The 23,990-nt window shown below is 64.3% G+C and carries 21 protein-coding genes; 16 read left to right on the top strand and 5 right to left on the bottom strand.

The genetic code is table 11. The features are described from left to right. The first annotated feature begins 8 nt into the window (after positions 1 to 8). From hisS to AC1DLO_RS10940, 3 genes are all read left to right on the top strand, one after another. Positions 9 to 1,367, top strand: a complete 1,359-nt coding sequence (gene hisS, locus AC1DLO_RS10950) for a histidine--tRNA ligase (RefSeq protein ID WP_476889764.1) — start codon at positions 9 to 11, stop codon at positions 1,365 to 1,367. A gap of 159 nt (positions 1,368 to 1,526) precedes the next feature. Continuing rightward, entirely contained in the window at positions 1,527 to 3,323 is a 1,797-nt protein-coding gene (gene aspS / locus AC1DLO_RS10945; protein WP_184735013.1) for an aspartate--tRNA ligase, read from the top strand. A gap of 84 nt (positions 3,324 to 3,407) precedes the next feature. Further along, a complete protein-coding gene (locus AC1DLO_RS10940; RefSeq protein ID WP_476889763.1) occupies positions 3,408 to 4,184 on the top strand; it encodes a GNAT family N-acetyltransferase in 777 nt (258 codons plus the stop codon). Positions 4,185 to 4,259: 75 nt separating this feature from the next. On the opposite strand, the gene AC1DLO_RS10935 is transcribed toward AC1DLO_RS10940, so the two are convergent. Genes AC1DLO_RS10935 through AC1DLO_RS10920 form a run of 4 tightly spaced genes read right to left on the bottom strand, consistent with a single transcriptional unit; the run spans position 4,260 to position 9,566 of the window. Beyond that, positions 4,260 to 5,972, bottom strand: coding sequence for a flavin monoamine oxidase family protein (locus tag AC1DLO_RS10935; protein ID WP_476889762.1), 1,713 nt, complete (start codon positions 5,970 to 5,972; stop codon positions 4,260 to 4,262). A gap of 8 nt (positions 5,973 to 5,980) precedes the next feature. Next, complete coding sequence (locus AC1DLO_RS10930; RefSeq protein ID WP_476889761.1) at positions 5,981 to 6,805, bottom strand: nitrilase-related carbon-nitrogen hydrolase; 825 nt, start codon at positions 6,803 to 6,805, stop codon at positions 5,981 to 5,983. Continuing rightward, positions 6,802 to 8,076: a M20 family metallo-hydrolase gene (locus tag AC1DLO_RS10925; protein ID WP_476889760.1), complete on the bottom strand. Its 1,275-nt coding sequence runs from the start codon at positions 8,074 to 8,076 to the stop codon at positions 6,802 to 6,804. Before AC1DLO_RS10925 ends, AC1DLO_RS10930 begins: the two co-directional genes overlap by 4 nt. Next, positions 8,073 to 9,566 carry an amino acid permease gene (locus tag AC1DLO_RS10920; protein ID WP_476889759.1) on the bottom strand — a complete coding sequence of 498 codons (1,494 nt, stop codon included), beginning with the start codon at positions 9,564 to 9,566 and terminating at the stop codon, positions 8,073 to 8,075. Before AC1DLO_RS10920 ends, AC1DLO_RS10925 begins: the two co-directional genes overlap by 4 nt. Before the next feature lie 180 nt (positions 9,567 to 9,746). On the opposite strand from AC1DLO_RS10920, the gene AC1DLO_RS10915 reads away from it, so the two are divergent. Then, positions 9,747 to 10,919, top strand: coding sequence for a PucR family transcriptional regulator (locus AC1DLO_RS10915; protein WP_476889758.1), 1,173 nt, complete (start codon positions 9,747 to 9,749; stop codon positions 10,917 to 10,919). Here the strand turns inward: AC1DLO_RS10915 and AC1DLO_RS10910 are convergent. Continuing rightward, positions 10,903 to 11,580: an acVLRF1 family peptidyl-tRNA hydrolase gene (locus tag AC1DLO_RS10910; RefSeq protein ID WP_476889757.1), complete on the bottom strand. Its 678-nt coding sequence runs from the start codon at positions 11,578 to 11,580 to the stop codon at positions 10,903 to 10,905. The genes AC1DLO_RS10915 and AC1DLO_RS10910 overlap by 17 nt on opposite strands. A 41-nt stretch (positions 11,581 to 11,621) precedes the next feature. Here AC1DLO_RS10910 and AC1DLO_RS10905 point away from each other — a divergent pair, with 41 nt between their 5' ends. The 12 genes from AC1DLO_RS10905 to AC1DLO_RS10850 all read left to right on the top strand — a co-directional run bounded on the left by AC1DLO_RS10905 (position 11,622) and on the right by AC1DLO_RS10850 (position 23,944). Further along, positions 11,622 to 13,076 carry a replication-associated recombination protein A gene (locus AC1DLO_RS10905; RefSeq protein WP_476889756.1) on the top strand — a complete coding sequence of 485 codons (1,455 nt, stop codon included), beginning with the start codon at positions 11,622 to 11,624 and terminating at the stop codon, positions 13,074 to 13,076. A gap of 170 nt (positions 13,077 to 13,246) precedes the next feature. Further along, positions 13,247 to 13,867, top strand: a complete 621-nt coding sequence (gene rpsD / locus AC1DLO_RS10900) for a 30S ribosomal protein S4 (protein WP_028267147.1) — start codon at positions 13,247 to 13,249, stop codon at positions 13,865 to 13,867. A gap of 147 nt (positions 13,868 to 14,014) precedes the next feature. Continuing rightward, complete coding sequence (locus tag AC1DLO_RS10895; RefSeq protein ID WP_184735021.1) at positions 14,015 to 14,389, top strand: DUF948 domain-containing protein; 375 nt, start codon at positions 14,015 to 14,017, stop codon at positions 14,387 to 14,389. 59 nt (positions 14,390 to 14,448) lie between these two features. Next, positions 14,449 to 14,661, top strand: coding sequence for a hypothetical protein (locus AC1DLO_RS10890; RefSeq protein WP_184735630.1), 213 nt, complete (start codon positions 14,449 to 14,451; stop codon positions 14,659 to 14,661). A 134-nt stretch (positions 14,662 to 14,795) separates the two neighbouring features. Next, positions 14,796 to 17,474 carry an alanine--tRNA ligase gene (alaS, locus tag AC1DLO_RS10885; protein WP_476889755.1) on the top strand — a complete coding sequence of 893 codons (2,679 nt, stop codon included), beginning with the start codon at positions 14,796 to 14,798 and terminating at the stop codon, positions 17,472 to 17,474. Between the two features lie 2 nt (positions 17,475 to 17,476). Further along, the gene (gene ruvX, locus AC1DLO_RS10880) at positions 17,477 to 18,067 is read left to right on the top strand and encodes a Holliday junction resolvase RuvX (RefSeq protein WP_476889754.1); all 591 of its coding nucleotides are present in this window, start codon (positions 17,477 to 17,479) and stop codon (positions 18,065 to 18,067) included. Continuing rightward, the gene (gene mltG, locus AC1DLO_RS10875; protein ID WP_476889753.1) at positions 18,064 to 19,677 is read left to right on the top strand and encodes an endolytic transglycosylase MltG; all 1,614 of its coding nucleotides are present in this window, start codon (positions 18,064 to 18,066) and stop codon (positions 19,675 to 19,677) included. The genes ruvX and mltG overlap by 4 nt, the downstream gene beginning before the upstream one ends. Beyond that, positions 19,674 to 20,546 (top strand): shikimate dehydrogenase, encoded by an 873-nt coding sequence (locus tag AC1DLO_RS10870; RefSeq protein WP_476889752.1) that lies wholly within the window; start codon positions 19,674 to 19,676, stop codon positions 20,544 to 20,546. Before mltG ends, AC1DLO_RS10870 begins: the two co-directional genes overlap by 4 nt. 26 nt (positions 20,547 to 20,572) lie before the next feature. Further along, entirely contained in the window at positions 20,573 to 21,772 is a 1,200-nt protein-coding gene (gene aroC, locus AC1DLO_RS10865) for a chorismate synthase (protein ID WP_476889751.1), read from the top strand. Between the two features lie 56 nt (positions 21,773 to 21,828). Beyond that, positions 21,829 to 22,338 (top strand): shikimate kinase, encoded by a 510-nt coding sequence (locus AC1DLO_RS10860; protein WP_476889821.1) that lies wholly within the window; start codon positions 21,829 to 21,831, stop codon positions 22,336 to 22,338. After that, complete coding sequence (gene aroB / locus AC1DLO_RS10855) at positions 22,335 to 23,426, top strand: 3-dehydroquinate synthase (protein ID WP_476889750.1); 1,092 nt, start codon at positions 22,335 to 22,337, stop codon at positions 23,424 to 23,426. The genes AC1DLO_RS10860 and aroB overlap by 4 nt, the downstream gene beginning before the upstream one ends. Beyond that, positions 23,423 to 23,944 carry a tetratricopeptide repeat protein gene (locus AC1DLO_RS10850; protein WP_476889749.1) on the top strand — a complete coding sequence of 174 codons (522 nt, stop codon included), beginning with the start codon at positions 23,423 to 23,425 and terminating at the stop codon, positions 23,942 to 23,944. The genes aroB and AC1DLO_RS10850 overlap by 4 nt, the downstream gene beginning before the upstream one ends. The last annotated feature ends 46 nt before the right edge of the window (positions 23,945 to 23,990 follow it).

The following is a 23,990-nucleotide window of genomic DNA, read 5'->3' as shown; positions in this document are numbered from 1 at the left end:
ATTCCACCATGGCTCGTACCGCCTCCCTGTCCGGATTCCCCGAGTGGCTTCCCCAGGAGCGGTTGGTGGAACTGCATGTGCTGGACACCTTGCGCAAGACCTTCGAGCTTCATGGTTTTTCCTCCATAGAAACCCGCGCCGTCGAGACGGTCGGCCAGCTCCTGCGCAAGGGCGAGATCGACAAAGAGGTCTACGGACTGAGCCGCCTGCAGGAAGATGAGGACGACTCCGCCGCGGAGGGCGGGAAGTCGGACAAGACTGATCCCCACGCCCTGGCCCTCCACTTCGACCTCACGGTGCCGTTCGCCCGTTACGTCGTGGAAAACGCCGGCTACCTCGCCTTCCCGTTCCGCCGCTACCAGATCCAGAAGGTGTGGCGCGGAGAACGTCCGCAGGAAGGCCGCGCCCGCGAGTTCACGCAGGCGGACATCGACGTCGTGGGGGACGGCGAACTGCCGTTCCGCTATGACGTCGAGATCGCGCTCGTCATTGCAGAAGCCCTCAGTGCCCTTCCCATCCCGGACTTCCGCCTGCGCATCAACAACCGCAAGTTGGCCGAGGGCTTCTACCGTGGCATCGGCCTCACGGACACTGCGGGCGTGCTTCGAAGCATCGACAAGCTTGAGAAGATCGGCGAAGCGAAGGTTGCCGAATTGCTCAGGAGCGAGCTTGGCGCCACGGATGAGCAGGCGGCACTTGCCTTGAAGCTTGCAAGCATCCGCACTGAGGACACTTCGTTTGTGGCGCAGGTCCGTGCCCTCGGTGTGACGGACGAACTGCTCGAGGAAGGCCTCAGCGAGCTGGAACAAGTCATTGAGGCTGCCGTGCAGCGTGCCCCCGGCAAGGTTGTTGCCGACCTCAGCATCGCCCGGGGCTTGGATTACTACACCGGTACCGTCGTCGAAACCATCCTGGTGGGACACGAGCAGCTCGGTTCGATTTGCTCCGGTGGCCGCTACGACGCCCTCGCCAGCAAGGGCAACCGCAAGTTCCCCGGCGTCGGGCTGTCGATCGGCGTGACCCGCCTCGTATCCCGGATCCTGAGCCAGGAACTCGCGACCGCGTCCCGCTCGGTTCCCACGGCCGTGCTTGTCGCGCTGAACAACGACGAAAGCTGGTCGGCCGCCCAGGACGTCGCGGCCCAGCTGCGCGGGCGGGGGATTGCAACCGAAGTTGCGGCCAAGGCCGAAAAGTTCGGCAAGCAGATCAAGTTCGCCGATCGCCGTGGCATCCCCTTTGTCTGGTTCACGGACGACGACGGCAAGCACCAAGTGAAGGACATCCGCACCGGAGAACAGGTGGATGCGGATCCTGCCAGCTGGGAGCCGTCCGCCGAGGACCTGCACGTCCGCATCACCACGCCCTAGGCGCGAGCCGATACCCGGGAGTTGATGCCCGCAGGCGCCAGCCTGCCGGCATCAACCGGTCGGCGCCGCGCCTGGTGGGGCGACGCTTCATCCATACGGGTAAACTCGAACGGGATCGTTTTGTCATGATCCGCTGAAAATCATGTTGAAAGGAATGCTGTGCTGCGCACACATGACCTCGGATCCTTGCGTTCCGAGCACATTGGACAGACCGTCACCCTGGCAGGCTGGGTAGGCCGCCGCCGCGATCACGGTGGCGTGGCCTTCGTCGATCTGCGTGACGCGTCCGGTGTCGCCCAGGTGGTTGTCCGCGAGGAAGAGGTCTTCCACGGCCTGCGCAACGAATACGTGTTGCAGATCGTGGGCACCGTCAGCAAGCGTCCCGAAGGCAACGAGAATCCCGCTCTTGCCACCGGTGAGATCGAGGTCATCGCTGAGAAAGTGGTGATCCTCAACACCTCGGACCCCTTGCCGTTCCAGATCGATGAGCACGTGGAGGTCGGTGAGGAAGCACGCCTCAAGCACCGCTACCTTGACCTGCGCCGGCCGGGCCCCGCCCATAACCTGCGCCTGCGTTCCGAGGCGAATCGTGTTGCCCGCGAATTGCTCCACCAGCAGGGCTACGTGGAAATCGAAACCCCCACTCTAACCCGTTCGACGCCGGAAGGCGCCCGCGACTTCGTGGTTCCGGCGCGTTTGGCGCCGGGTTCCTGGTACGCGCTTCCGCAGTCGCCGCAGCTTTTCAAGCAGCTGCTCCAGGTGGGCGGTTTCGAAAAGTACTACCAGATCGCCCGCTGCTACCGCGACGAGGACTTCCGTGCGGACCGCCAGCCGGAATTCACGCAGCTGGACATCGAAGCCAGCTTCGTTGATCAGGACGACATCATTGAGCTCGGCGAAAGCATCGTCAAGGCACTGTGGCAGCTGATCGACGTCGAGATCCCGACGCCGATCCGCCGCATGACCTACCACGAGGCCATGGCCAAGTATGGCTCCGATAAGCCGGACCTGCGCTTCGGCCTGGAACTGACCGAATTGACGGAGTTCTTCAAGGACACGAACTTCGGCGTCTTCAAGGCACCCTACGTTGGCGCGGTTGTCATGCCCGGTGGAGCCTCGCAGGCCCGCCGTGCGCTGGACGCCTGGCAGGAGTGGGCGAAGCAACGTGGCGCCAAGGGTCTCGCTTATGTGCTGTTCAAGGAAGACGGCGAGCTCACGGGCCCCGTTGCCAAGAACCTCACTGACACCGAACGTGCCGGACTGGCCGACGCTGTGGGAGCCAAGCCGGGCGACTGCATCTTCTTCGCGGCCGGCGAGAAGTCCCCGTCCCGCGCGCTGCTGGGCGCTGCCCGCGTCGAGATCGGCCACCGTACCGGCCTGATCGATCCCAAGGATTGGGCCTTCGTCTGGATCGTGGACGCCCCGATGTTCGAGCCCGCAGCTGCGGCCGTCGCTTCCGGGGACGTCGCGGTGGGTGGCGGCCAGTGGACGGCCCTGCACCACGCGTTCACTTCTCCGAAGCCAGAGTTCCTGGACTCGTTTGACAAGGACCCTGAATCGGCGCTGTCCTACGCCTACGACATCGTTTGCAACGGCAACGAGATCGGCGGCGGATCTATCCGTATCCACGAGAGTGATGTCCAGGAGCGCGTTTTCGAGCTCATGGGTTTGGACAAGGAAGACGCGCAGACCAAGTTCGGCTTCCTGCTGGAGGGCTTCAAGTTCGGCGCCCCTCCCCACGGTGGCATGGCCTTCGGTTGGGACCGCGTTGTGGCCTTGTTGGCCGGTGTCGACTCCATTCGCGACGTCATCGCCTTCCCGAAGTCCGGCGGCGGCTACGACCCCCTGACCGCTGCTCCGGCGCCCATCACGGCGCAGCAGCGCAAGGAAGCCGGAGTCGATTTCAAGCCTGAGGCCAAGCCCCCGGCAGCCAAGTCCCAGGGCAAGTCCGAGTAACGAACTGTAGCAGTAAGCCGAAGGCCTCCGCCGCTGCGGGGGCCTTCGGCGTATGATGACGGCGATTGGCCTTGAGGAGAACACATGGCCCAAGAAATGAGCCTTGGATTGATTGAAGAGCTGATGGACCGGGCCTGGCCGGCCCAGGATCGTGAGGACTCCGGAGGTTGGGTCATGCGCGCCTCTGGAGGCGTCACGCAGCGGGCAAACTCGGTCTGGCCCAGGGAGCAGGCCAGCGACCACGAATCGGCAGTCCGGGCCGCGACCCAGTGGTATCGCTCAAGGCGCCTCCCGCTGATCTTCCAGATTTTCGACGATGAACGCAGCACCGGCCTGAACGCGGTACTTGATGCGCAACGATTCACCCGGCAATCTGAAACGCTGATCATGATCCGCCCGGGCAGCCCTGTGGCGTCGCTCGAACCCCTCGCTGGGGGAGTCGAGATCTCCGAAAAGCCTTCCGAAGAGTGGCTCCGGTTGTGGTGGTCCGTCGACGGGCGCGGCGGAGACGCCGAGTTGGAGATTGCGCGGAACATCTTGACGTCTTGTCCGTCGATCTATGCCCTCGTGAGGGACGACGACGGCGACCCGGCCGCCGTCGGGCGCCTCGCCTTGGTGGACGGCAGGGCAGGTATCTACTGCATGGCCACCACGGCCGCACACCGCCGCCGTGGTTACGGGCGGCAAGTGCTCGACGCGCTTCTTACGGCGGGCAACCGCCGGGGTGTCGTGGAGTTCTGGCTGCTGGTGATGGCCTCGAATACCGGCGCCCAGGCCCTTTACGAGGGCGCCGGATTCGCGGAGCACGGCCGGTACCTCTACCGGCAGGCACGGCCCCAGCGGGCGTTGTCCGGCTGTTAGGGGGCGTGGCCGGAGAGGGTTGGGCGGCCCCCAAAATCACAATCGTTTCGGCCGTCCAGTCCCCGCCGGGGCAGACTACGGGAGGCGGATGGGCTTGAGTTCCTCAAAGCGGTCACCGGGGCCGGGGTTCTCCGCCGGGGATGAGCCGCCCAGCTGGTTCATCACGCCCCACACCGCGTTGAGGCCTGTGGTCACGGCTCCGTCGGCCCAGCCTCCCGTCCAGGAGATGTCGTCTCCTGCGAGGAAGATGCCACGGTGTTCCGGAAGGTGGCCTTCCTGCATGAAGTGGGTGTAGAGCCGTTCCTGGTAGCGGTAGTGGCCGGGGAGATTGTCGCTGAAGGCGCCCATGAAGTTGGGATCATCCTCCCAGGAGACCGTGATGGGATCGCCGACGATGTGCGAGGCGATGTCCACCGCGGGGTAGATCTGCTTGAGGGAGTGAAGCATGAGCCGCACCCGTTCGTCGGCATCCAAGGGGAGCCACTTGAGCGCGTCGTCGTTCCAGGTGTAGGACAGGCAGATTAACGCGGGCTGGCCGGGTCCGTTGTCCAGGAGGTACGTTCCACGGGTGAGCCTGTCCGTGAGGGTGGTGCTCATGACCTGGCGCCCGGTTTCCGGATCGATGTCCTTCCAGAAGGGCCGGTCGACAACAACGAAGGTCTTGGACGACTGCATGTAGTGGCTGCGTTCAATCGCGGTCCAAAGTTTATGGCTGAAGAGCGATTCGTCGACGTCTATGCGCGCCGAGAGCAACCAGCTTTGGCATGTGGCGATGACGGCAGGGTATTCGGTAGTTCGTCCCCAGCGGTCCGTGACGGCGATGTCGCCGGGGCCGCCGCCGTCGTTCTTCACGCGCGCGACGGCGACAACGGCGCCGCGGGGATGACCGCCATGCAGCGATGCCAGGCTGGTGCCGACCGGCCAGTGCGCGAGGTTTTCGGGAATGTGGTTCCAGAGCCGCTCCGGCAGAAGTTGGGCGCCACCGATGATTCGGTGCTGCTCGGCGTCGGCGTCCACGTAGACCACACGCAGGATCTCCAGGAAGGAATCGGGGAAGTTGGTGTCCCAGCCGCCCGTGCCGAAGCCGACCTGACCGAAGGCCTCGCGATATTCGAAGGGCACGGTAGAAAAGGCCTTGGAGGTGGCGAGGTAGCCGGAGAAGGAGACGTCGTCGAATTTCGGGACCAACTCGTTCCAGAGCCTCTTGATGGTCGCGAGGTCGCGGTTGCGGATAGCTTCCTGCATCGCGGTGAAGTGGGCACGTTCCTCAAGGCAGTCGTCCCAGGCCGCGGCGACGTCGCCGAAGAACTGTGGGAGATCCGCGGCGGTTTCGGCATAGTGCGCCTGGCCTCCGAGTTCGATCACAGTACTGCCGGCAGCCTGGGTAAGCGGGTTGGGGAAAGGCTGCGTTTCGATCCCCACCTTGTCGGCGTAGTGGAAGAAGGACCGTCCCGAACGAGGGAAGCGCATACCGCCAAGATCCGCCACGGGACCGGACTGTCCCGGCTGGGTGCCGCCCCGGAGCCGGCCTCCGATCCGGGAGGACTCGTAGATGACTGGCTTGAGGCCCATTTTCATCAATTCGTAGGCAGCCACCAGACCGGAAAGACCGGCGCCGATGACGGCCACTTCGGTGCCGCGCACGGCCTCGGGGACGCTGCCGATCCCTGCCGGGTGCGCGAGGAAGCCATCGTACGGGAACGGGAAATCCGGGTTGAGCATGGTGATGGGGGCGGCTGCGGTTGGGGCCGCGGGTGCAGTCGGAGTGCTTGTGGCTGCGATGGTCACTGGTGTCCTTAGTGGTCTATTGCGGAGGGTTCGTTGGTCATGAATCGGGCCAGGTAGTCGGTGTCCCGGCGCGCTTGGGCAAGGACCGCGAGGTTCACGTCAGCGAAGATCAGTTCGTCTTCGCCGGGCGCGGTTGCCAGGCGCCTGCCGTATGGGTCGGCGATGGTGCTCAGCCCTGCGAAGTTCGGGCCGGCGTGGTTGGCATAGGCGATGAAGAGCTGGCTTTCGAGCGCCCTCGTGGGGACCACCATGGAGGGGATCAGCCGCGTGTCGAAAGGTTGCTCCCTGGAGACGTCTGGGGCTCGCAGCGGTACCGCCGTCGGCACGCACAACAGTTCAGCGCCCGCCAGGGCGGTGGACCGCACGAATTCTGGGAACTCGACGTCGAAACAGATCCCCAGGGCGAGCTTGACGCCGTTGAAGTCGACGACGGCGGGCGGCTCGGTTCCGGGCGAGAACACGGAGTTTTCGTCGCCGCCGAAGAGGTTCTGCTTTCGGTAGCGGGTCAGTTCCGTGCCGTCGGGGCCGAACAGGGAGGCGGTGATGTAGTGCCTGTCTTCCTCATGTTCCACAGTGGAGGCCACGAGTGCGATGCCGTGTTCGACGGCGATGGCCGCAAGCTGCTCCCGATGCGCCGCACCGTCGGTGCCGTGGACCAGGGTCGGTGCGTAGCCGCTGGCGAACAGCTCCGGGGTGACCAGGAGCTGCGCGTCGCGTCGCCGGGCCTCCTGCGCCCGGGAAGCGATGCGCCGGAGGTTTTCCGTTATCGAGCTAACTAGGCCGGTGGCCTGCAGGACCGCCACACGCAGTTCCGGCTCGTGCGCAATTGTCATATCGCCCCGTCCAGGTCCCCGCGGCAAAGCCGGGCGACCACTTCGGTGAGCATGTCCACTCCCGCGCAGGCGTCGTCGTCGTGCGTGAACTCGCGCTCATTATGGGAGATGCCGTCCACGCTGGGGACGAACAGCATGACGGTGGGGACGATGTCCTTCATGTTGATGGAGTCGTGGCCGGCAAGGGTGAACACGGGCGTGTTGCTCAGTTCGAGCTTCTCAGCGCATTCGCGGGCCAGTTCGACGCCGGCGGGCTGGTACGGGTTGATTCCCCAGGCGTGGGATTCCACGACGTCGATGGCGACGTTGGTTTCGACCTCGATGCGGGAGATGCCGGCACGGAGCAGCGTTTTGGCAGCCGCCAGTACGTCCTCGTCTGCCGTGCGCATGTCCATGACGAGCTCCACCTTGGACGGAACAACCACCGGGGAGTTCGGGTAGACGGTCAGCTGTCCCACTGATGTGTGCAGCACCGCTCCCGGGAAATGGTCCGCAATCTCGCGCAGCAGGACCACAAGCCGGGATGCACCCAGAAGGGCATCCTTGCGGTCGGCGATGACGGCTGAACCGGTATGGGCTTGCTCGCCGTGGACGGTGACGCTGTACTTGGCTGCGGCCCAGCAGGAGTGGACCAGACCGATCGTGGTTGCGGAGTCCTCCAATGACCTGCCCTGTTCGATGTGGATCTCGGCGTAGGCCGCCGCCTGGGGTCCGTTGCCGGTGCCCAGCTGGCCGATGGCGGACAGCGCCTGGCGTACGGTGACGCCATCGACGTCGGTGATGACGAGGGCGGTTTCGGCCGGGAGCTTTCCGGTGTAGACGGAACTTCCCATCATGGAAGGCGCGAAGCGGCAGCCCTCTTCGTTGAACCAGTCCACGACGGCCAGGTTGTACTTGGGCTTCTCCCCGGGCACGGTGGACTCCGCTAGCCTTCGGCCGGCGTGCAGGGCGGCAGCCACGCCGTAGGCGCCGTCGTACTTGCCGGCGGTCGGCTGGCTGTCCAGATGGGATCCGACCAGCACGTAGGGTGCGCCCGGCGTCCATTCCAGAAGGGCGTAGAGGTTGCCGACCCGGTCCGTTTCGGTACGGAAGCCGTACTGGGCGGCGAGGGACGTGAACCAAGTCCGGGCCTGTGCGTCAGCGGTGGTTGCTGCTTGCCGGTCCACGCCATGGCCAGGGGTCTCGCCGATGGCGGAGAGGCTGCGGAAGTCCCGGAGGAAGGCCTCGGCTGCGGTGAGTCCGGTGTTCATTCCGACAATAGGGGTGCTCATGATGAGGAGCCTTCCGTTTCGTTCTTGGGTGTGGAGGTGATGACCGGAAGGACGTGGCTTCCGGGATTGATGATCGCCAGTTCGTGCACGCGTTTGCGGACGGCGAACCACCCGGCGATGAGCGCCGGGACAATGATGGCGAGCGATGCGACCGTGTACGTCCCCACCGGGAAATCGAAGACCATGAGGACGATGACGGCGGCAAGGAAGGCCAAGGTCAGGTAAGACGTCCAGGGAGCGCCGAGCATTCGGAACGCGGGACGGAGCATGAGCCCCTTTTGGGACAGTTTGTAGAGCTTGAGCTGGCACAGCACGATGGTTCCCCAGGTACACAGGATGGCCAGGGCCGTCGCGTTGAGGGCGATCTCGAAGGCCATGGCCGGAACCACGGCATTGAGCGCGACGCCAAATAGTGTGATGGCTGCGGTGAACAGAATCCCGCCGTACGGCACTCCGCCGCGGCTCATCCGTTCCATGAACTTGGGTGCCGTGCCGGTCTGGGCCATGGAACGGTAGATGCGTCCGGTGGAATACAGGCCCGCGTTGAGGCTTGACAATGCCGCGGTCAGGACCACGAAGTTCATCACGTCCCCGGCGCCCGGGACTCCGATGGCGGCGAAGAAGGTCACGAACGGCGATTCGCCGGCCTTGTAGGCGTTGAAGGGAAGCAGCAGGGCCAGCAGCGCCGAAGACCCGACGTAGAAGATGGCGATCCGGAAGATCACTGCGTTGACGGCTTTGGGCATGACCTTCGCGGGGTTCTTGGTCTCACCGGCTGCGACGCCGATCAGGTCGATACCCGCATAGGCGAACACGATGCCCTGGACGATGATGACGGCCGGCAGGAGCCCGTTGGGCAACAGCCCGCCGTTTTCGACGATCAGGGAGAAAACGGGACTGTGGCCGGCCACGGGGAAGTTCCCGGCGAAGAAGATTCCGCCGACGATGAGGAACGCCACGAGGGCGCCCACCTTGATGATGGCGAACCAGAATTCAAGTTCACCGAAAAGCTTGACGGAAATCAGGTTGACGCCAGTGACAACTGCCAGCGCAGCCAAGGCCAGGACCCACTGGGGGACACTGCTGAACGCAGTCCAGTAATGGAAGTAGACAGCGATGGCCGTGATGTCCACGATCGCCGTCAGCGCCCAGGAGATCGCGTACACCCAACCCGAAACGTAGGCGGCCTTTTCGCCAAAGAACTCCCTTGCATAGGAAACGAATGAGCCCGACGACGGCCGGTGCAGGACGAGCTCGCCGAGGGCCCGCAGGACGAAGAAGGCAAAGACGCCACAGATCGCGTAGACGACAGGAAGGACGGGACCAGCCGAGGCAAGCCGCCCTCCAGCGCCAAGGAAGAGGCCGGTGCCGATTGCGCCGCCCATCCCGATCATCTGCACCTGCCTGTTGGACAGGCCCTTCTTGTATCCGGACTGTTCATCGGAGCGGACAGCCGTTGGCCGCTCCTCGACAGGGATGTTGGTAGTCATCGAAAACTCCTGGCCTATAAATTTGGGGAGCCGCCATGAAAACGGCTGACATTGATCGTCCCAAGCAACGGCATCGCGGCCAATGACAACATCACCTCGAATCGGAGCCAATTAATGTACGAAAGTACAAGTAGAAATTCCGCAACGGGAGGCATGATGAAAGAACGCGGTGGAGGTGTCATGACGGACGATGAGAAGTGGCGGAGCGCGGTTGCGGCTCTGTCCGGGCTGCTCTCTGGCATGGTGGATACATTCATCGCGAGAATCCTCCAGGACCCGGTGTACAGCGAATCAGGGCTGACCATCGAGGACATCCGCCGGAGCAGCCACGACTCCTTGGTGGCCATGCTCGCAGTGCTCCAGGACGGTGGAACGGACATGGAAGCCCTCGAATCCATCGCGGCGGAGCTGGGCAAGCGCCGCGCGAGGCAAGGGCTCCCTTTGGACAGCCTCGTGCGGGCGATCCGGTTGGACTTTTCGGTACTCTGGGATGCCTTGTCGGCATCCAGTTTGGCCGTTGATCCGGCACTGCTTGTCAGCAGGACCGAACTCGTGTGGCGCACGGTGGACACCTTTGCCTCACGGGTCCAGGAGCGCTACATTGCCGAGCTGGAGGACATCGAGCGGGCCAACGCTGATCTGGAACACCAGTACCTCTCGCAGCTGATGGCGCCAGGTGAACCATCGGAGTCGGATCTTGCCCGGATCGCCGGAGCCTTGCGCGTCGATGTTGGCGCACGGTTCGTTGTTGTCGCGGTCAGCAGGGAAGACAGCCTGACCGTACAGCGCCGCCTGCGCCACCGGGCCAAGAAGATGGAAGCGCTCTTTACCTTCGATCAAGGCCACCACACCCTCGTGATCCACAGGCGGGGCCAAAGCCACGCGCAGCTCGGCGACACACTCGCCCGTGAAGAGTCAACGCTCTTCGATGGCATGGCAGTAGCCGTGGCGCCACTTGCCGAAGGGCTCGGCAGCGTGAGGACCTCGGCTGCCGCCGCCCGGGAAATCATGCGCGATTTGCCGATGGGGAGCGTGGGCGTCTTCACCCTCAAGGACAGGTGGTTGTCCATCACCAGGCACAGATTGTCCCAGCTCGGTTGCGATCCGGGACAGCTCGTGTTTCCCAAGCTGCAGGGCTGCGCACCGCAGGAACGGGCACGCATCCTTGAAGCGGCCACGACGTTCCTCGGGACAGGAAGCCTGGTGGAGACGGCACGGAAGCTCTTTTGTCATCGGAACACGGTGGTGAACCGGCTGGCGGCGTTCGAACGGTACACCGGGCTGGACCTCCAGAACCCCACCGATCTTTCGCTGGCGGTGTTGGCGCTGCGGGACGCTACAGCGGATCCGTGACCTCGATCCGCACGGCGCACGCATCCGCCGCAGCCCTGCGAAGCACGGTTGCGTTGGGGTCGGCGACTGCCAGAGGCTGCAACCGCTTCCGCGACGCGTACTCCTTCAACGCCGTTTCCTCCAGGACCGCGGCGGACAGTGCGGCGTCCCCGCCCACGACGAGGTATTCAATTCCTTGCCCGGCGAAGACGTGGGCGGCATGTCCGGCCACAGCTTCCGTCAGCGCGTTGGCTTGATTCTCGCGACGCCGGGCAAACCGCTGCTGCGAGGATCCTCCTGCCGCGGACCGCGACTGGACGTAGCGGGAACCCGATTTGGACGCAGTCACTTTGCCGCCGCTCACGACCCCCACTGCGTACCCGCCCCGCCGGACCAGGATGATTCCGAGCTGCCTTTCCTGAGAAGCAAGGGACGCCAAACGCTCAACCGCGTTCGTGCCCTTGCCGGGCCTTCCATCAACGGGCCATGGGGCTTTCAGGAGCGCCACGGCGCCGTCCGCGGCTCGCAGAAGCGTGCCGCCGTCGTCGGGCTCCTCCTGAAGCCCGCCATGACTCGCGGCGAAACGCTCCACCCAACCAGGCAAGCGGGGGCCAGGGATGAAGGCGGTGCGCCCTGCCGGTGGCGGCTGCTTTTCGTTGGGGCCGGACGGCCGGGTCTCCACGTCGATGTCTCCTTCGCTGGAATCATGAGTAGCCTATCCATGTGGAAGATCTCTTTGGTGCCGGCGCGGACAGCGACGACGACGCCGGCAGCCAGGCGTCCGATTCGGACCGTTCCGATACAGGGCGACCGGCGTCGCCGCGGAGTCCTCTGGCCGTTCGCATGCGGCCCCGGACACTGGACGACGTCGTGGGCCAGCAGCACTTGCTGGGCCAGGGGTCTCCGTTGCGGCAGCTCGCTGCCGGGGCCAACGCCGCCGGTCCCGCCGGTCCCAGCTCTGTCATCTTGTGGGGACCGCCGGGCACGGGCAAGACGACGCTCGCGCACGTCATCGCCCGCGGACCCGGCAGGAAGTTTGTCGAACTGTCCGCCATCACAGCGGGCGTCAAGGACGTCCGGCTTGTCATGGAAAATGCCCTGACTGCCCGCGATCTCTACCGGACAACAACAGTGCTGTTCCTCGATGAGATCCACCGCTTCAACAAAGCCCAACAGGACGCGCTACTTCCCGGTGTCGAAAACCGCTGGGTGGTCCTGGTCGCCGCTACCACGGAGAACCCGTCGTTCTCGGTGGTCTCGCCTCTGCTGTCTCGGTCACTCTTGCTCACCCTGAAACCTCTTGCAGACGCCGATATCGAAGGCCTCCTGCAACGGGCCGTTGCCGATGCCCGCGGTCTGGCAGGGGGAGTGGAGCTCACCCCGGAAGCCCTCGAGCACTTGGTCCGCTTGTCCGGGGGAGATGCCCGCCGCGCGCTCACGGCGCTTGAGGCCGCTGCCGGCGTCGCATACGGAGACCGGAACCACGACGGCGACGCCTCCGAAGAGCCCGGGCTCGCCGGTGACGGCGCCCCCGAGGCTCCGGTCGTCGTCGAGCTCCGCCACACAGAGCGGGCCTTGGACGTCGCCGCTGTCCGATACGACCGCGCGGGCGACCAGCATTACGACGTTGCCAGTGCGTTCATCAAATCGATCCGAGGCTCCGATGTCGACGCGGCCCTCCACTACCTGGCCCGCATGCTCGAAGCAGGCGAGGACCCTCGTTTCGTGGCCCGCCGGATCGTCATTTCCGCTGCCGAGGACATCGGCATGGCGGATCCCACGGCGCTGCAGACCGCCGTCGCCGCCGCCCAGGCAGTGCAGCTGATCGGCATGCCCGAGGGACGGATCATCCTCGCGGAGGCCGTGGTGCATCTGGCGACTGCGCCAAAGTCCAATGCCGCGTACATGGGCATCAACAAGGCCATCGCCGATGTGCGCGCGGGGATGGGGACCGGGATTCCGGCGCATTTGAGGGACGCCCACTACCAAGGCGCGAAGGGACTTGGTCACGGCCAAGGTTACAAGTACGCCCACGATGCCCCGCACGGTGTGGCCGCCCAGCAGTACGCTCCGGATGATTTGGTGGGCAGGGACTACTACGAACCCACGGCAAACGGTGCTGAACGGGATATTGCTCCCAGGCTCGAGCGGCTGCGCAGGATCATCCGGGGCAAGTAGGCCTCATGGTAGGATGGATGCTTGTCTGGCAAGGCACGGACGCACAATCCATCAGAACTCACGTTTTGGTGCTGTGCCCTGCGCCCCGTAGCAAAAGGCAGCGGTTGGCCGATGCTCTCCCTCATGGAGGCCAGTAACACTGACACACCGCAGATATTGGAAGGACACAAGTGGCTAACAACACTCGTGCTCGCCGTACCGCACGCCTTTCGCGTGCACTCGGCATCGCTCTGACCCCCAAGGCCGCCAAGTACATGGAGCGCCGCCCGTACGGCCCCGGTGAGCATGGCCGTGCCCGCAAGAAGCAGGACTCCGACTACGCCGTACGTCTGCGCGAAAAGCAGCGTCTGCGCGCCCAGTACGGTATCCGCGAAGCCCAGATGACCCGCGCCTTCGAAGAAGCACGCCGCACCAAGGGCCTGACCGGTGAAAACCTGATCGAACTGCTCGAAATGCGTCTCGACGCCCTCGTGCTGCGTGCTGGCTTTGCCCGCACCATCGCCCAAGCCCGCCAGCTGGTTGTGCACCGCCACATCCTCGTTGACGGTATCCGCGTGGACCGCCCGTCGTTCCGCGTTGCTGAAGGCCAGCTCATCCACGTTCACAGCCGCAGCGAAGTCATGGCTCCGTTCCAGGTTGCAGCAGCAGGCGCACACGTCCTGAACGTCGTCCCGGCCTACTTGGACGTCAAGATTGACGCCCTGCAGGCACGCCTGGTTCGCCGCCCGAAGCGCTCCGAGGTCCCCGTGACCTGCGAAGAGCAGCTCGTCGTCGAATTCTACGCTCGCTAAATTCCAGCGCGCATACGAGAAGCCCGTGGCACGCGCCGCGGGCTTCTTTGTATGTAAGGTACTTGGGGAAGCCACGCCGGGGGCCGTCAGTGCGGAACTGCACGGCGCGCCCACCGCGCCGCAACAAATGCTAGGAGATGAGTGTCCATGACTGGTGGCGATATTGCAGGCCTGATCGCGGCCGGAGTCTTTGCGCTCCTTGTGCTGCTGTTGGCCGTGCCCATCCTCAAACTCGGACGCGTCTTTGACGAAGTCCGCACCTCCATCCGCTCCTTGAGCGACGGAGCGACGCCCCTGATGGACGAAGTCACCGCGACGGTCTCCACCACCAACCAGCAACTGCGGAAGGTGGATGGCATCACCTCCAACGTTTCCGATGCCTCCGCCAACATCTCAGCGTTGTCCTCACTGGTGGCCGCAACTGTCGGTTCACCGCTCATCAAGGTGGCCGCTTTCAGCTACGGAGTGCGCTCGGCCTTTGCCAATCGCCGCAAATCAAGCAGTGGCCGCCGCAGCCGCTGAACCCGTTCGTAAGTCACGACCCTTCGTATGTCAGGAATACAGTGAAAAGAATCGTCTGGATGGGGATCGGCGTGGCAATCGGAGTCATTGCCTTCCGCAAAATCACCGAAGCGAAGGCCAATATCGGTCCCGACGGCCTGAATCGCGCCGTAGCGCGGCTGGCTGATGGAGTGTATGACTTCGCTGACGCAGTGCGCGCCGGGATGAATGAACGCGAAGTCGACCTCCGGGCCGCGCTCGGCATCAACGAGGCGGACGCCGGCAGGCGGTAGCCGCCGCGATATAACCGCCGCGGTTCGCCCAAGCAGCCGTCAACAAGGCAGAATTAGAAGCTGCGGCAGTGGCAACTGCCAACGCCGCGCACAAACTCATGTGCCGTGAATTGAGAAGGGTAAGTAATCAGCTAATGAAGTCGCAGGAGATCACCAAACGCTGGGTGGACTTTTTTGTCAGCAAGGGCCATACCGCCGTCCCCTCAGCGTCGCTCGTATCCAGCGACCCTTCCCTGCTCTTCACTGTGGCCGGCATGGTGCCCTTCATTCCTTACCTGACCGCCCGTGAGGAGCCGCCCTTCAACCGCGCCACGAGCGTGCAGAAGTGCATCCGCACCGGCGACATCGAGGAAGTGGGCAAGACCGCCCGCCACGGCACGTTTTTCCAGATGTGCGGAAACTTCTCTTTCGGGGACTACTTCAAGGAAGACGCCATCAAGTTTGCCTTCGAACTGCTCACCAAGAGCGTCGACGACGGCGGCTATAGATTGGACGTTGAACGCCTCTGGGTGACCGTCTACGAGGAAGACGACGAAGCCCAGGATCTGTGGCTGAAGAACACCGGAATCCCCGCCTCCCGAATCCAGAGGATGGGGAAGGCGGACAACTACTGGTCTACCGGGCAGCCAGGTCCTGCCGGTCCGTGCTCGGAAATCTACTACGACCGCGGCCCGGCCTACGGCGCCGAGGGCGGTCCCATCGCGGACGAAAACCGCTATGTCGAAATCTGGAACCTCGTTTTCATGCAGTACCAGATTGAGAACGTTCGCTCCAAGGTGGACTTCGACATCGTCGGCGAGCTGCCCAAGAAGAACATCGACACCGGCCTCGGCATGGAGCGCCTCGCGATGATCCTGCAGGGCGTCGAGAACATGTACGAGACCGACCAGGTCCGTCCCGTCATCGACAAGGCCGCAGCCCTGTCCGGCAAGGAATACACCTCCGCCGAGTCCGCTGACGACCCGCACCACACGGACGATGTCCGGATGCGCGTTGTTGCCGACCATATACGTTCGGCCCTCATGCTGATCTCCGACGGCGTGTCCCCCTCCAACGAAGGCCGCGGCTACGTCCTGCGCCGGCTCATTCGCCGTGCCGTCCGCGCCATGCGCCTCCTCGGAGTCGAAGAAGCCTGCCTTCCGCAGTTGCTTCCGGCATCCCGCGACGCCATGAAGGGCGTGTACCCCATCGTGGAGACCGATTTCGACCGCATCAGCCGCATCGCCTATGCCGAAGAAAAAGCCTTCCTGCGCACCATCGCCTCGGGTACCGCGCGCCTCGAGGAAGCCGTGGTGCTCTCCAAGGCTGCCGGCAAGCCGCTGTCCGGCGAAGATGCCTTCGCCCTTCACGACACCTACGGGTTCCCGATCGATCTCACCCTCGAAATGGCCGAGGAAGCCGGCCTGAAGGTTGACGAAGCCGAATTCCGTAGCCTCATGCTGGAACAACGCCAGCGTGCACAGGCAGATGCCAAGGCCAAGAAGGGTGGACACGCCGATGTCTCAGCCTTCCAGGAGCTCCTGGCCGAAGGGGAGACGGTGTTCACGGGATACACCGAGTTGGAAAGCGAAGCCCGCGTGCGCGGCATCGTCAGCTCCGGCCGACGGGTCGCCCACGCTTCCACGGGCGACGAAATCGAGCTCGTGCTCAACGAAACGCCGTTCTACGCCGAAGCAGGCGGCCAGTCCGCAGACAAGGGCCTCATCACCGGTGACGGCTTCGTCGTCGAGGTCCTCGATGTCCAGCGCCCCGTGAAGGGCCTGAGCGTCCACAAGGCGATCGTCCGCGAAGGCGAGATCGCCTCAGACGCCATGGTGCGCGCCGCCGTCGACCGCGAACGGCGCCACGCCGCAGAGCAGGCGCACACGGGAACGCACATCGTGCACGCCGCCCTGCACCAGATCCTCGGCCCGGAAGCCACCCAGCGTGGCTCTTTCAACAAGGCCGGCTACCTGCGCTTCGACTTCGCTTGGGGCGAGGGACTAAGCGCGGCCACGAAGTCCGAGATCGAAGAGGTCTCGAACATCGCCATCCGCAACAACTTCCGGGTCGACACCAAGGTCATGGGCCTTGCCGAGGCCAAAGCCCTGGGCGCCATGGCATTGTTCGGCGAGAACTACGGCAGCGAAGTTCGCGTGGTTGAGATCGACGGCGCGTGGTCCCGCGAGCTCTGCGGTGGCACCCATGTCGCCAACACCTCGCTCATTGGCAGCCTGTCGCTGCTTGGCGAGCAGTCAGTCGGTTCGGGAAACCGCCGTGTGGAAGCCTTCGTTGGCCTTGACGCCTTCCGGCACCTCGCAGCCGAGCGTGCCCTGGTCACCGAACTCACCGAGATGCTCAAGGTCCCTTCGGGCCAACTGGCAGACCGGATCTCCAGCACGTTGGCCAAGCTCAAGTCGACCGAGAAGGAACTGGACCGCCTCCGCAAGGAGCAGCTGACCGCGGTTGCGGCAAACCTCGTTGCCACGGCACAGGACGCCGCGGGCGTCCGGGTAGTGGCGCACGACGCCGGCCAGGTCGGGGGAGCGGACGACCTCCGCAGCCTCGCCATGGACTTGCGCAACCGGCTCGGCTCCGGCGCTTCGACAGTTGCAGTAGCCGGTGTCAGCAATGACCGTCCCGTCATCATCGTGGCCACCAACGAGGCCGCCCGCGACGCGGGCGTGAAGGCAGGCGCCCTGGTACGGGTGGCAGCGGGAATCCTCGGCGGCGGCGGCGGCGGCAAAGACGACGTCGCCCAAGGCGGCGGAACCGACGCCGCGAAGATCGCACCGGCCCTTGCGGCCGTTGTGGACGCGATCGCCAAGCGCTGATCTTGGAGGCCACCGCGAGCAACGACGACTACCCCCGGGGCATCAAACTGGGGGTAGACGTCGGCACCGTCCGTGTGGGCGTGGCGATCTGCGATCCAGACGGCATCCTGGCCACGCCGTTCAAGACGGTAGGCCGGGATGCAAAGAAGAATTCCGACGTCGGGGTCATCGTCCGGCATGTCGCGGAGCTCGGCGCAGTCCAGATTTTCGTCGGGTTACCGCGCACGATGAAGGGTGAGGAACATGCGTCCGCCGTCATGGCTACCGACTACGCGGAGTTGCTGGCGGCCCACTTGCAGCGCCGCGGACTTGACGTTCCCGTCAACATGGTGGACGAGCGGCTCAGTACCGTGACGGCCCACCGCAATCTCCATGAAGCTGGCATGAGCAGCAAGGATCATCGTAAAGTGGTGGATCAGGTTGCCGCTGCCGGAATTCTGCAGCACGCGATCGACATGCAAAAAGCCAGAGGTGCAGATGTGGGCAGGCGCGTGCAGGCGCTGATGCCACCCCAACACATTGACGGCGCCAGTGCGCCGCTGCCGGCCTCCGGCACAGATCCACACTCTCCAACGAGGGGAAGACAATTGTGAGCCCGGTCAACAACGACCCCTCCAACGAAGCATCAGAAGACCGCACAAGGCCTCTGACGCGTCGTGAAATCCGTGCCAGGGAACGCTTCCTGGAGACGCAGAACCAGGAGGTGTTGCCACCACCTGTGCCCGTCCACTTTGAACCTGTCGCTGTACCGAAGCCGCAGTTGGCATATGTTCCGCACTACGCGCCGTCCGCCTCCGAAGCGCCGGCCCCCGTCGCGGAATTCCACGATGACAGCATTCGCAGCGAGACCCCGGCTTCCGAGGGATTTCCTCCGCCGGCCGATGTGATTGAGCCAGAGGAAGACGTGCAGAAACACGACGCTTCTTATGATGACGCCGTGCACGTTGACGTCCCTCATCACGACGCCGAGCACGCCGATTCGGTTCCGGTTTACGACCCCGCACACGGCGACGAGTTCCACGAACTGCATGCACATGACGAAGGTTATGAGCACCACGATCCCCATTTCGAATACGAAGTCCATGACGAGCACGATGCCCATGAACTCATCCCGGCTGCGATTCCCGTGGCAAAGGCTCCGTCGAAGAAGGTCCGTCGTCGCCGTCGTCTTCTTGCGCTCCTGCTCACCCTCACCGTTTTCGTCGCCGCGGTTGCGGTGGGAGCTCAGTTCCTGAAACCGCTGCTCGGCATGGACAAGGTCAGCGACTACCCTGGCCCGGGCACCGGCTCCGTCACGGTCACGGTGGCTCCGGGTTCCGGCCCCAAACTGGTCGCGACCAACCTCCAGAACCAGCACGTCATCGCGAACGCCGATACGTTCCTGGCCGCATTCACGGCGGCCGGCGGTGAACTCTCACCGGGTGATTTCACGTTCCGCACGGAAATGAAGAACTCCGATGCCGTGAATGTCCTCCTCAACAAGGACGCCTCCAAGGTCATGTACTTCGCACTCAGTGCGGGGCTTCGAATAGGAGAGTCGCTCGATGCGATCTCCAAGGGTTCAGGTATCCCTCTGTCCGAGTTGAAGGCTCTCAGTGACTCGCCGGCCCAGTTTGGCGTCCCGGCCCCCGCAAAAAACCTGGAAGGCTTCCTCGCACCGGGGGAGTACCGCTTCCCCCTCGGGACCTCGGCCAAGGACATCCTCCAGAAACTCGTCACGGCCACCACGGACGAGCTCAAGGCGCAGGGCGTCACGGATCCCGCCAAGCAATACCAGACCATCACTGTCGCCAGCATTGTGCAGGCAGAAGGCGGCCAGGCCGATTACGGCAACGTGGCTGGCGCAATCTACAACAGGCTCAAGCCGGGCAATACGGAGACGAACGGCCTCATCCAGTCGGACGCCACCGTCACCTACGGCCTCGGTACCAAGACCTTCCACTTGACCGATGCCCAGAAGGCCGACAAGAGCAACCCCTACAACACTTATGCCAACGTGGGCCTGCCGGTTGGCCCGATCGGCTCGCCCGGCAAGACGGCCATCGACGCTGCCGCGAAGCCGACGCCCAACAACTACCTTTACTGGGTGACCATCAACCTCGACACCAAGGAGACGAAGTTCTCCAGCACGTTGGCGGAGCACAGCAAGTACGTTGAGCAATACAACGCATGGTGTGCCGCCAACGCGGGACGGTGCGTGTGAGTAGACGTGCTGCCGTTTTGGGGCACCCCATCAGCCACTCGAAGTCACCAGCACTCCATCGCGCAGCCTATGCGAAGCTTGGACTCGACATCGATTACTCAGCCATCGACGTGACGGTTGAGCGGCTGCCGGCCTTCATGGCGGGCCTTCAGGCGCAGGATAACTGGTGCGGTTTGTCCGTGACCATGCCCCTCAAGACCGCCATGGTGGACGAGGTTGATGAGGTCCGGGGGGCCGGCTCGCACCTGGGCGTCATCAACACCGTCGCGTTTGAAGCCACCGAGCACGGTGTACGGCGGGTTGGTCACAACACAGATGTGGCTGGCATCGTTCAAGCCGTCAGGAACGCCGGGGTCAAGGAGCGGCCGAGTTCCGCGATTCTTGGCGGCGGCGGAACGTCCGCGGCGGCCATTGCGGCGCTCCACGAACTGGGTTCCGGCCATGTTGACGTCTACGTGCGCGACGCCGGACGGGCGGCCGAGGCGAAAGCCGCAGCTGCCGCCGTCGGACTCTCCGTACAACTCCGGCCGATGACCGAGGCGGCTGAAGGCATCGCCGGAGCCGACCTGGTGATCTCCACTCTTCCGCCGCGGGCGGCGGACAGCATTGCCGCCGGGCTCGACCGGCTTCCCGACGGCGGCAAGCGTGCCGACGATGTCTGGGGTGTGCTGCTCGACGTCGCCTACGATCCCTGGCCCAGCCGCATTGCCGAAGTGTGGCATTCGCGGGGTGGAGTAGTGGTTCCCGGACTGGAAATGCTGCTCTACCAAGCCGTCGAGCAAATTCGTTTGTTTTCCGGCGCTGAAGTCACCGCCGATGTCATAGATGTGATGTGCGACTCAGTCGGGCTACCCCGGCGGGTGTACTAGGGGCCTTACATGGCAGGATTGGATATATGTTGCGTTGGTTGACTGCCGGTGAATCCCATGGCCCGGCATTGCTCGGAATTGTTGAAGGCGTCCCCGCCGGTGTGGAACTCACCAGCGAGGAAATCCGCGATGCCTTGGCGCGCCGCCGTCTCGGCTATGGTCGGGGCGCCCGGATGAAGTTCGAGCAGGACGAAGTAAACATCCTTGGCGGCGTCAGGCACGGCGTCACGCAGGGCGGACCCGTTGCCATCCAGATCGGCAATACCGAGTGGCCCAAATGGGAGCAGATCATGTCTGCGGACCCGGTGGATCCCTCCCTCCTTGCCGAACAGGCCCGCAACGCACCTCTGACCCGCCCGCGGCCGGGCCACGCGGACTTCACAGGTATGCAGAAGTACGGATTCCCCGAGGCACGCCCCGTTCTTGAACGCGCCAGCGCCAGGGAAACCGCCACCCGTGTCGCGCTTGGCACAGTAGCGTCGCAATTCCTGAAGCAGCTCGGTATCGAACTCGTCAGCCACACGGTTTCCATCGCGAGCGTCACCGTACCGGAGGGTCGGCCGCTGCCGGTGCCGTCCGATGTCCTGGCCCTCGACGCCGATCCCTTGCGGTGCTTCGACCGCGAGACCTCGGACGCCATGGTGGCCGAAGTCGACGCAGCGCACAAGGAAGGCGAGACACTCGGCGGCGTAGTCGAGGTCTTGGCCTACGGACTTCCGCCGGGACTCGGCAGCTACGTTCACTGGGACCGTCGCCTCGACTCCCGCTTGGCTGCTGCCCTGATGGGCATCCAGGCCATCAAGGGCGTCGAAGTGGGCGATGGCTTCCTCACCGCGGCCCGCCGAGGCTCCGCCGCGCACGACGAAATCGTCAAGGACGAGGCCGGCCGCATCGTGCGGAAGACCAACCGGGCAGGTGGCATTGAAGGCGGGATGAGCATCGGCGAAGTCCTGCGCGTCCGTGCGGCCATGAAGCCCATCGCTACTGTCCCGCGCGCACTGAAGACCATCGACGTCAGCACGGGTGAAGCTGCCAAGGCCCACCACCAGCGCTCCGACGTCTGTGCCGTCCCGGCGGCGGGCGTCGTGGCCGAGGCCATGGTTGCCCTCGTTCTGGCCGAAGCTGTGACTGAGAAGTTCGGTGGCGACTCCGTCGCCGAAACCGCACGGAACCTTCGGGGCTACATGGACAGCATTCCGGCAAACCTGGACTCGGTCGGCCACTAGTGGTCCGCGGTACCTCGGGCACCGGTCACGGGCCCGCGATTGCCTTGGTGGGACCGATGGCCGTCGGCAAGTCGGTCATTGGCCACCAGCTCGCCCAGCAATTGGGCGTGCCGTTCGTTGACACGGACGTCGTCATTGTTGAGCACCATGGGACCATCGCGGACATTTTCGCGGGTCGTGGAGAACATGCCTTCCGCGAGATCGAGGCCAGGACCGTCGCGCGTGCGGTCGAAGCTGCGAACGCCAATGGCGGGGTTGTTTCGCTTGGCGGCGGAGCAGTGCTGGATTCAGGCACGCAACAGCTCCTGGGCGATTGCACTGTGGTGTATCTCGAATGCGATGCAGCGACGGTCGCCGAACGCATCGCCCGCAACACCGGCCGACCGCTCCTGGCGGGCGACGCCATGGCCCGTTGGAATGCCCTGTTTGCGGCCAGACGGCCCGTCTATGAACGCTTGGCAGATGTTACCGTCGATGTCCGGTCCGGAACCGTGGCGGAAATCGCCCTCCACGTGGAGGAAAGACTGCGTGAATACGCGGCCTTGAAAGAGGAAGTGCAAAAGTGAGCAACGAAGCAACTGTCATCAAGGTCTCCGGCCAGTCCGCGAACGAAAACTACGACGTCGTCGTCGGACGCGGCCTCCTGGAGACCCTTCCCGCGAAGCTGGGGGAGCGCGTCAAGCGAGTCCTCGTGATCCACCCGCGCGCCCTGCGGCTGACGGGAGATACGGTTCGCGCGGAACTCGAGGCTGCGGGATTCACAGCCCTCACTGCTGAGATCCCCGACGCCGAAGAAGGCAAGCACATCCAGGTTGCGGCCTTCTGCTGGCAGGTGCTTGGCCAGAACGACTTCACCCGTTCGGACGCCATCGTTGCGGTTGGCGGCGGCGCTGTCACCGACCTCGCCGGATTTGTCGCGGCAACCTGGCTGCGCGGTGTCAAGGTCATCCACATGCCCACGAGCCTCCTCGGCATGGTGGACGCGTCGGTGGGCGGCAAGACCGGCATCAACACGGCGGAGGGCAAGAACCTCGTGGGTTCCTTCCACCCGCCCGTGGCCGTCCTCGCGGACCTGGACACACTTCAGACCTTGCCCAAGAACGAGCTGATTTCCGGAATGGCTGAGGTCATCAAGTGCGGCTTCATTGCAGATCCCGCCATCTTGGACCTCGTCGAAAACAAGACGGAGGAAGTCATTGACCCGGGTTCCGCGGTGCTCCGCGAGCTCATCGAGCGTGCCATCGCCGTCAAAGCAAAAGTGGTTTCCGAAGACCTCAAGGAATCCGGACTGCGCGAGATCCTCAACTACGGCCACACCCTGGGCCACGCGATCGAACTCGTGGAACGCTACTCGTGGCGGCATGGCGCGGCTGTTTCGGTCGGCATGATGTTTGCCGCCGAGCTCGCCCGCAGCGTCGGCCGGCTTTCCGACGTCGACGCCGACCGGCACCGCACGATCCTCGAGGGGCTCGGGCTGCCGGTCACCTACCGCCGGGACCGCTGGCAGGGCCTGCTTGATGGCATGCGCCGCGACAAGAAGTCCCGCGGTGACCTCTTGCGCTTTGTGGTGCTCGACGGTGTGGCGAAGCCCGGAATCCTCGACGTTCCTGACACCTCGCTGCTTTTCGCTGCCTACCAGGAGATCGCATCATGACGAATGAAACCTTCGGCAGCATCAGTGATTGGCCTACGGGCGGGTTCCCCGGAGTGCGCACCAATCCGGACACCCTCCTGCCGCACATCGTCAACGAGGAAGTCATGCAGTCCGCGTTGGCCGAGTCCAACGATCCCGCTGACCGCATCATGGCGCTCATGCTCGAAGGCCACCCCGGCGAAGCCGCCGAGTTGCTGGCCGAGGCCCGCTACAACGACCCCGAGTCTTTCAAGCTCCGGATCTTCGAGGCAGAACTGCACCGTGCTACCAACCGCTTCGACCGCGCTGTGGAGCTCTTCCGCCAACTGCTGGGCGAAGTCAATGGAACAGCCAAGGAACCGATCGTCCATCAGTATTTGGGGCGGGCCCATTTTGTGGCCGGCAATCCCGTCGCCGCAGCGGAATCGTTCACCAAGGCCTTGGACCTGCGCGTTGCCTTGGCAGCCGATGCTTCCTTGATCTACTCCTCTGCCGTTGCCCTGCAGCGTGCCCGGAACGCCCTCGAGCTCGCCTCCTGAACGGGAGCGCCTCCTTGATGGTCTCGCCCGACTGATAGGGCGGGCG

The sequence above is a fragment of the Arthrobacter sp. 01T419 genome, assembly GCF_056398865.1.
The sequence above is the reverse complement of the archived record's forward strand: the minus strand, read 5'-3'. Positions and strand labels throughout refer to the sequence as shown.

Bases quoted from the DNA above. Each gene is read 5' to 3' on its own strand.
- hisS (WP_476889764.1), top strand. From the start codon at position 9: ATGGCTCGTACCGCCTCCCTGTCCGGATTCCCCGAGTGGCTTCCCCAG.
- AC1DLO_RS10940 (WP_476889763.1), top strand. From the start codon at position 3,408: ATGGCCCAAGAAATGAGCCTTGGATTGATTGAAGAGCTGATGGACCGG.
- AC1DLO_RS10930 (WP_476889761.1), bottom strand. From the start codon at position 6,805: ATGACAATTGCGCACGAGCCGGAACTGCGTGTGGCGGTCCTGCAGGCC.
- AC1DLO_RS10925 (WP_476889760.1), bottom strand. From the start codon at position 8,076: ATGAGCACCCCTATTGTCGGAATGAACACCGGACTCACCGCAGCCGAG.
- AC1DLO_RS10920 (WP_476889759.1), bottom strand. From the start codon at position 9,566: ATGACTACCAACATCCCTGTCGAGGAGCGGCCAACGGCTGTCCGCTCC.
- AC1DLO_RS10915 (WP_476889758.1), top strand. From the start codon at position 9,747: ATGACGGACGATGAGAAGTGGCGGAGCGCGGTTGCGGCTCTGTCCGGG.
- AC1DLO_RS10895 (WP_184735021.1), top strand. From the start codon at position 14,015: ATGACTGGTGGCGATATTGCAGGCCTGATCGCGGCCGGAGTCTTTGCG.
- AC1DLO_RS10890 (WP_184735630.1), top strand. From the start codon at position 14,449: ATGGGGATCGGCGTGGCAATCGGAGTCATTGCCTTCCGCAAAATCACC.
- alaS (WP_476889755.1), top strand. From the start codon at position 14,796: ATGAAGTCGCAGGAGATCACCAAACGCTGGGTGGACTTTTTTGTCAGC.
- aroC (WP_476889751.1), top strand. From the start codon at position 20,573: ATGTTGCGTTGGTTGACTGCCGGTGAATCCCATGGCCCGGCATTGCTC.
- AC1DLO_RS10860 (WP_476889821.1), top strand. From the start codon at position 21,829: ATGGCCGTCGGCAAGTCGGTCATTGGCCACCAGCTCGCCCAGCAATTG.
- AC1DLO_RS10850 (WP_476889749.1), top strand. From the start codon at position 23,423: ATGACGAATGAAACCTTCGGCAGCATCAGTGATTGGCCTACGGGCGGG.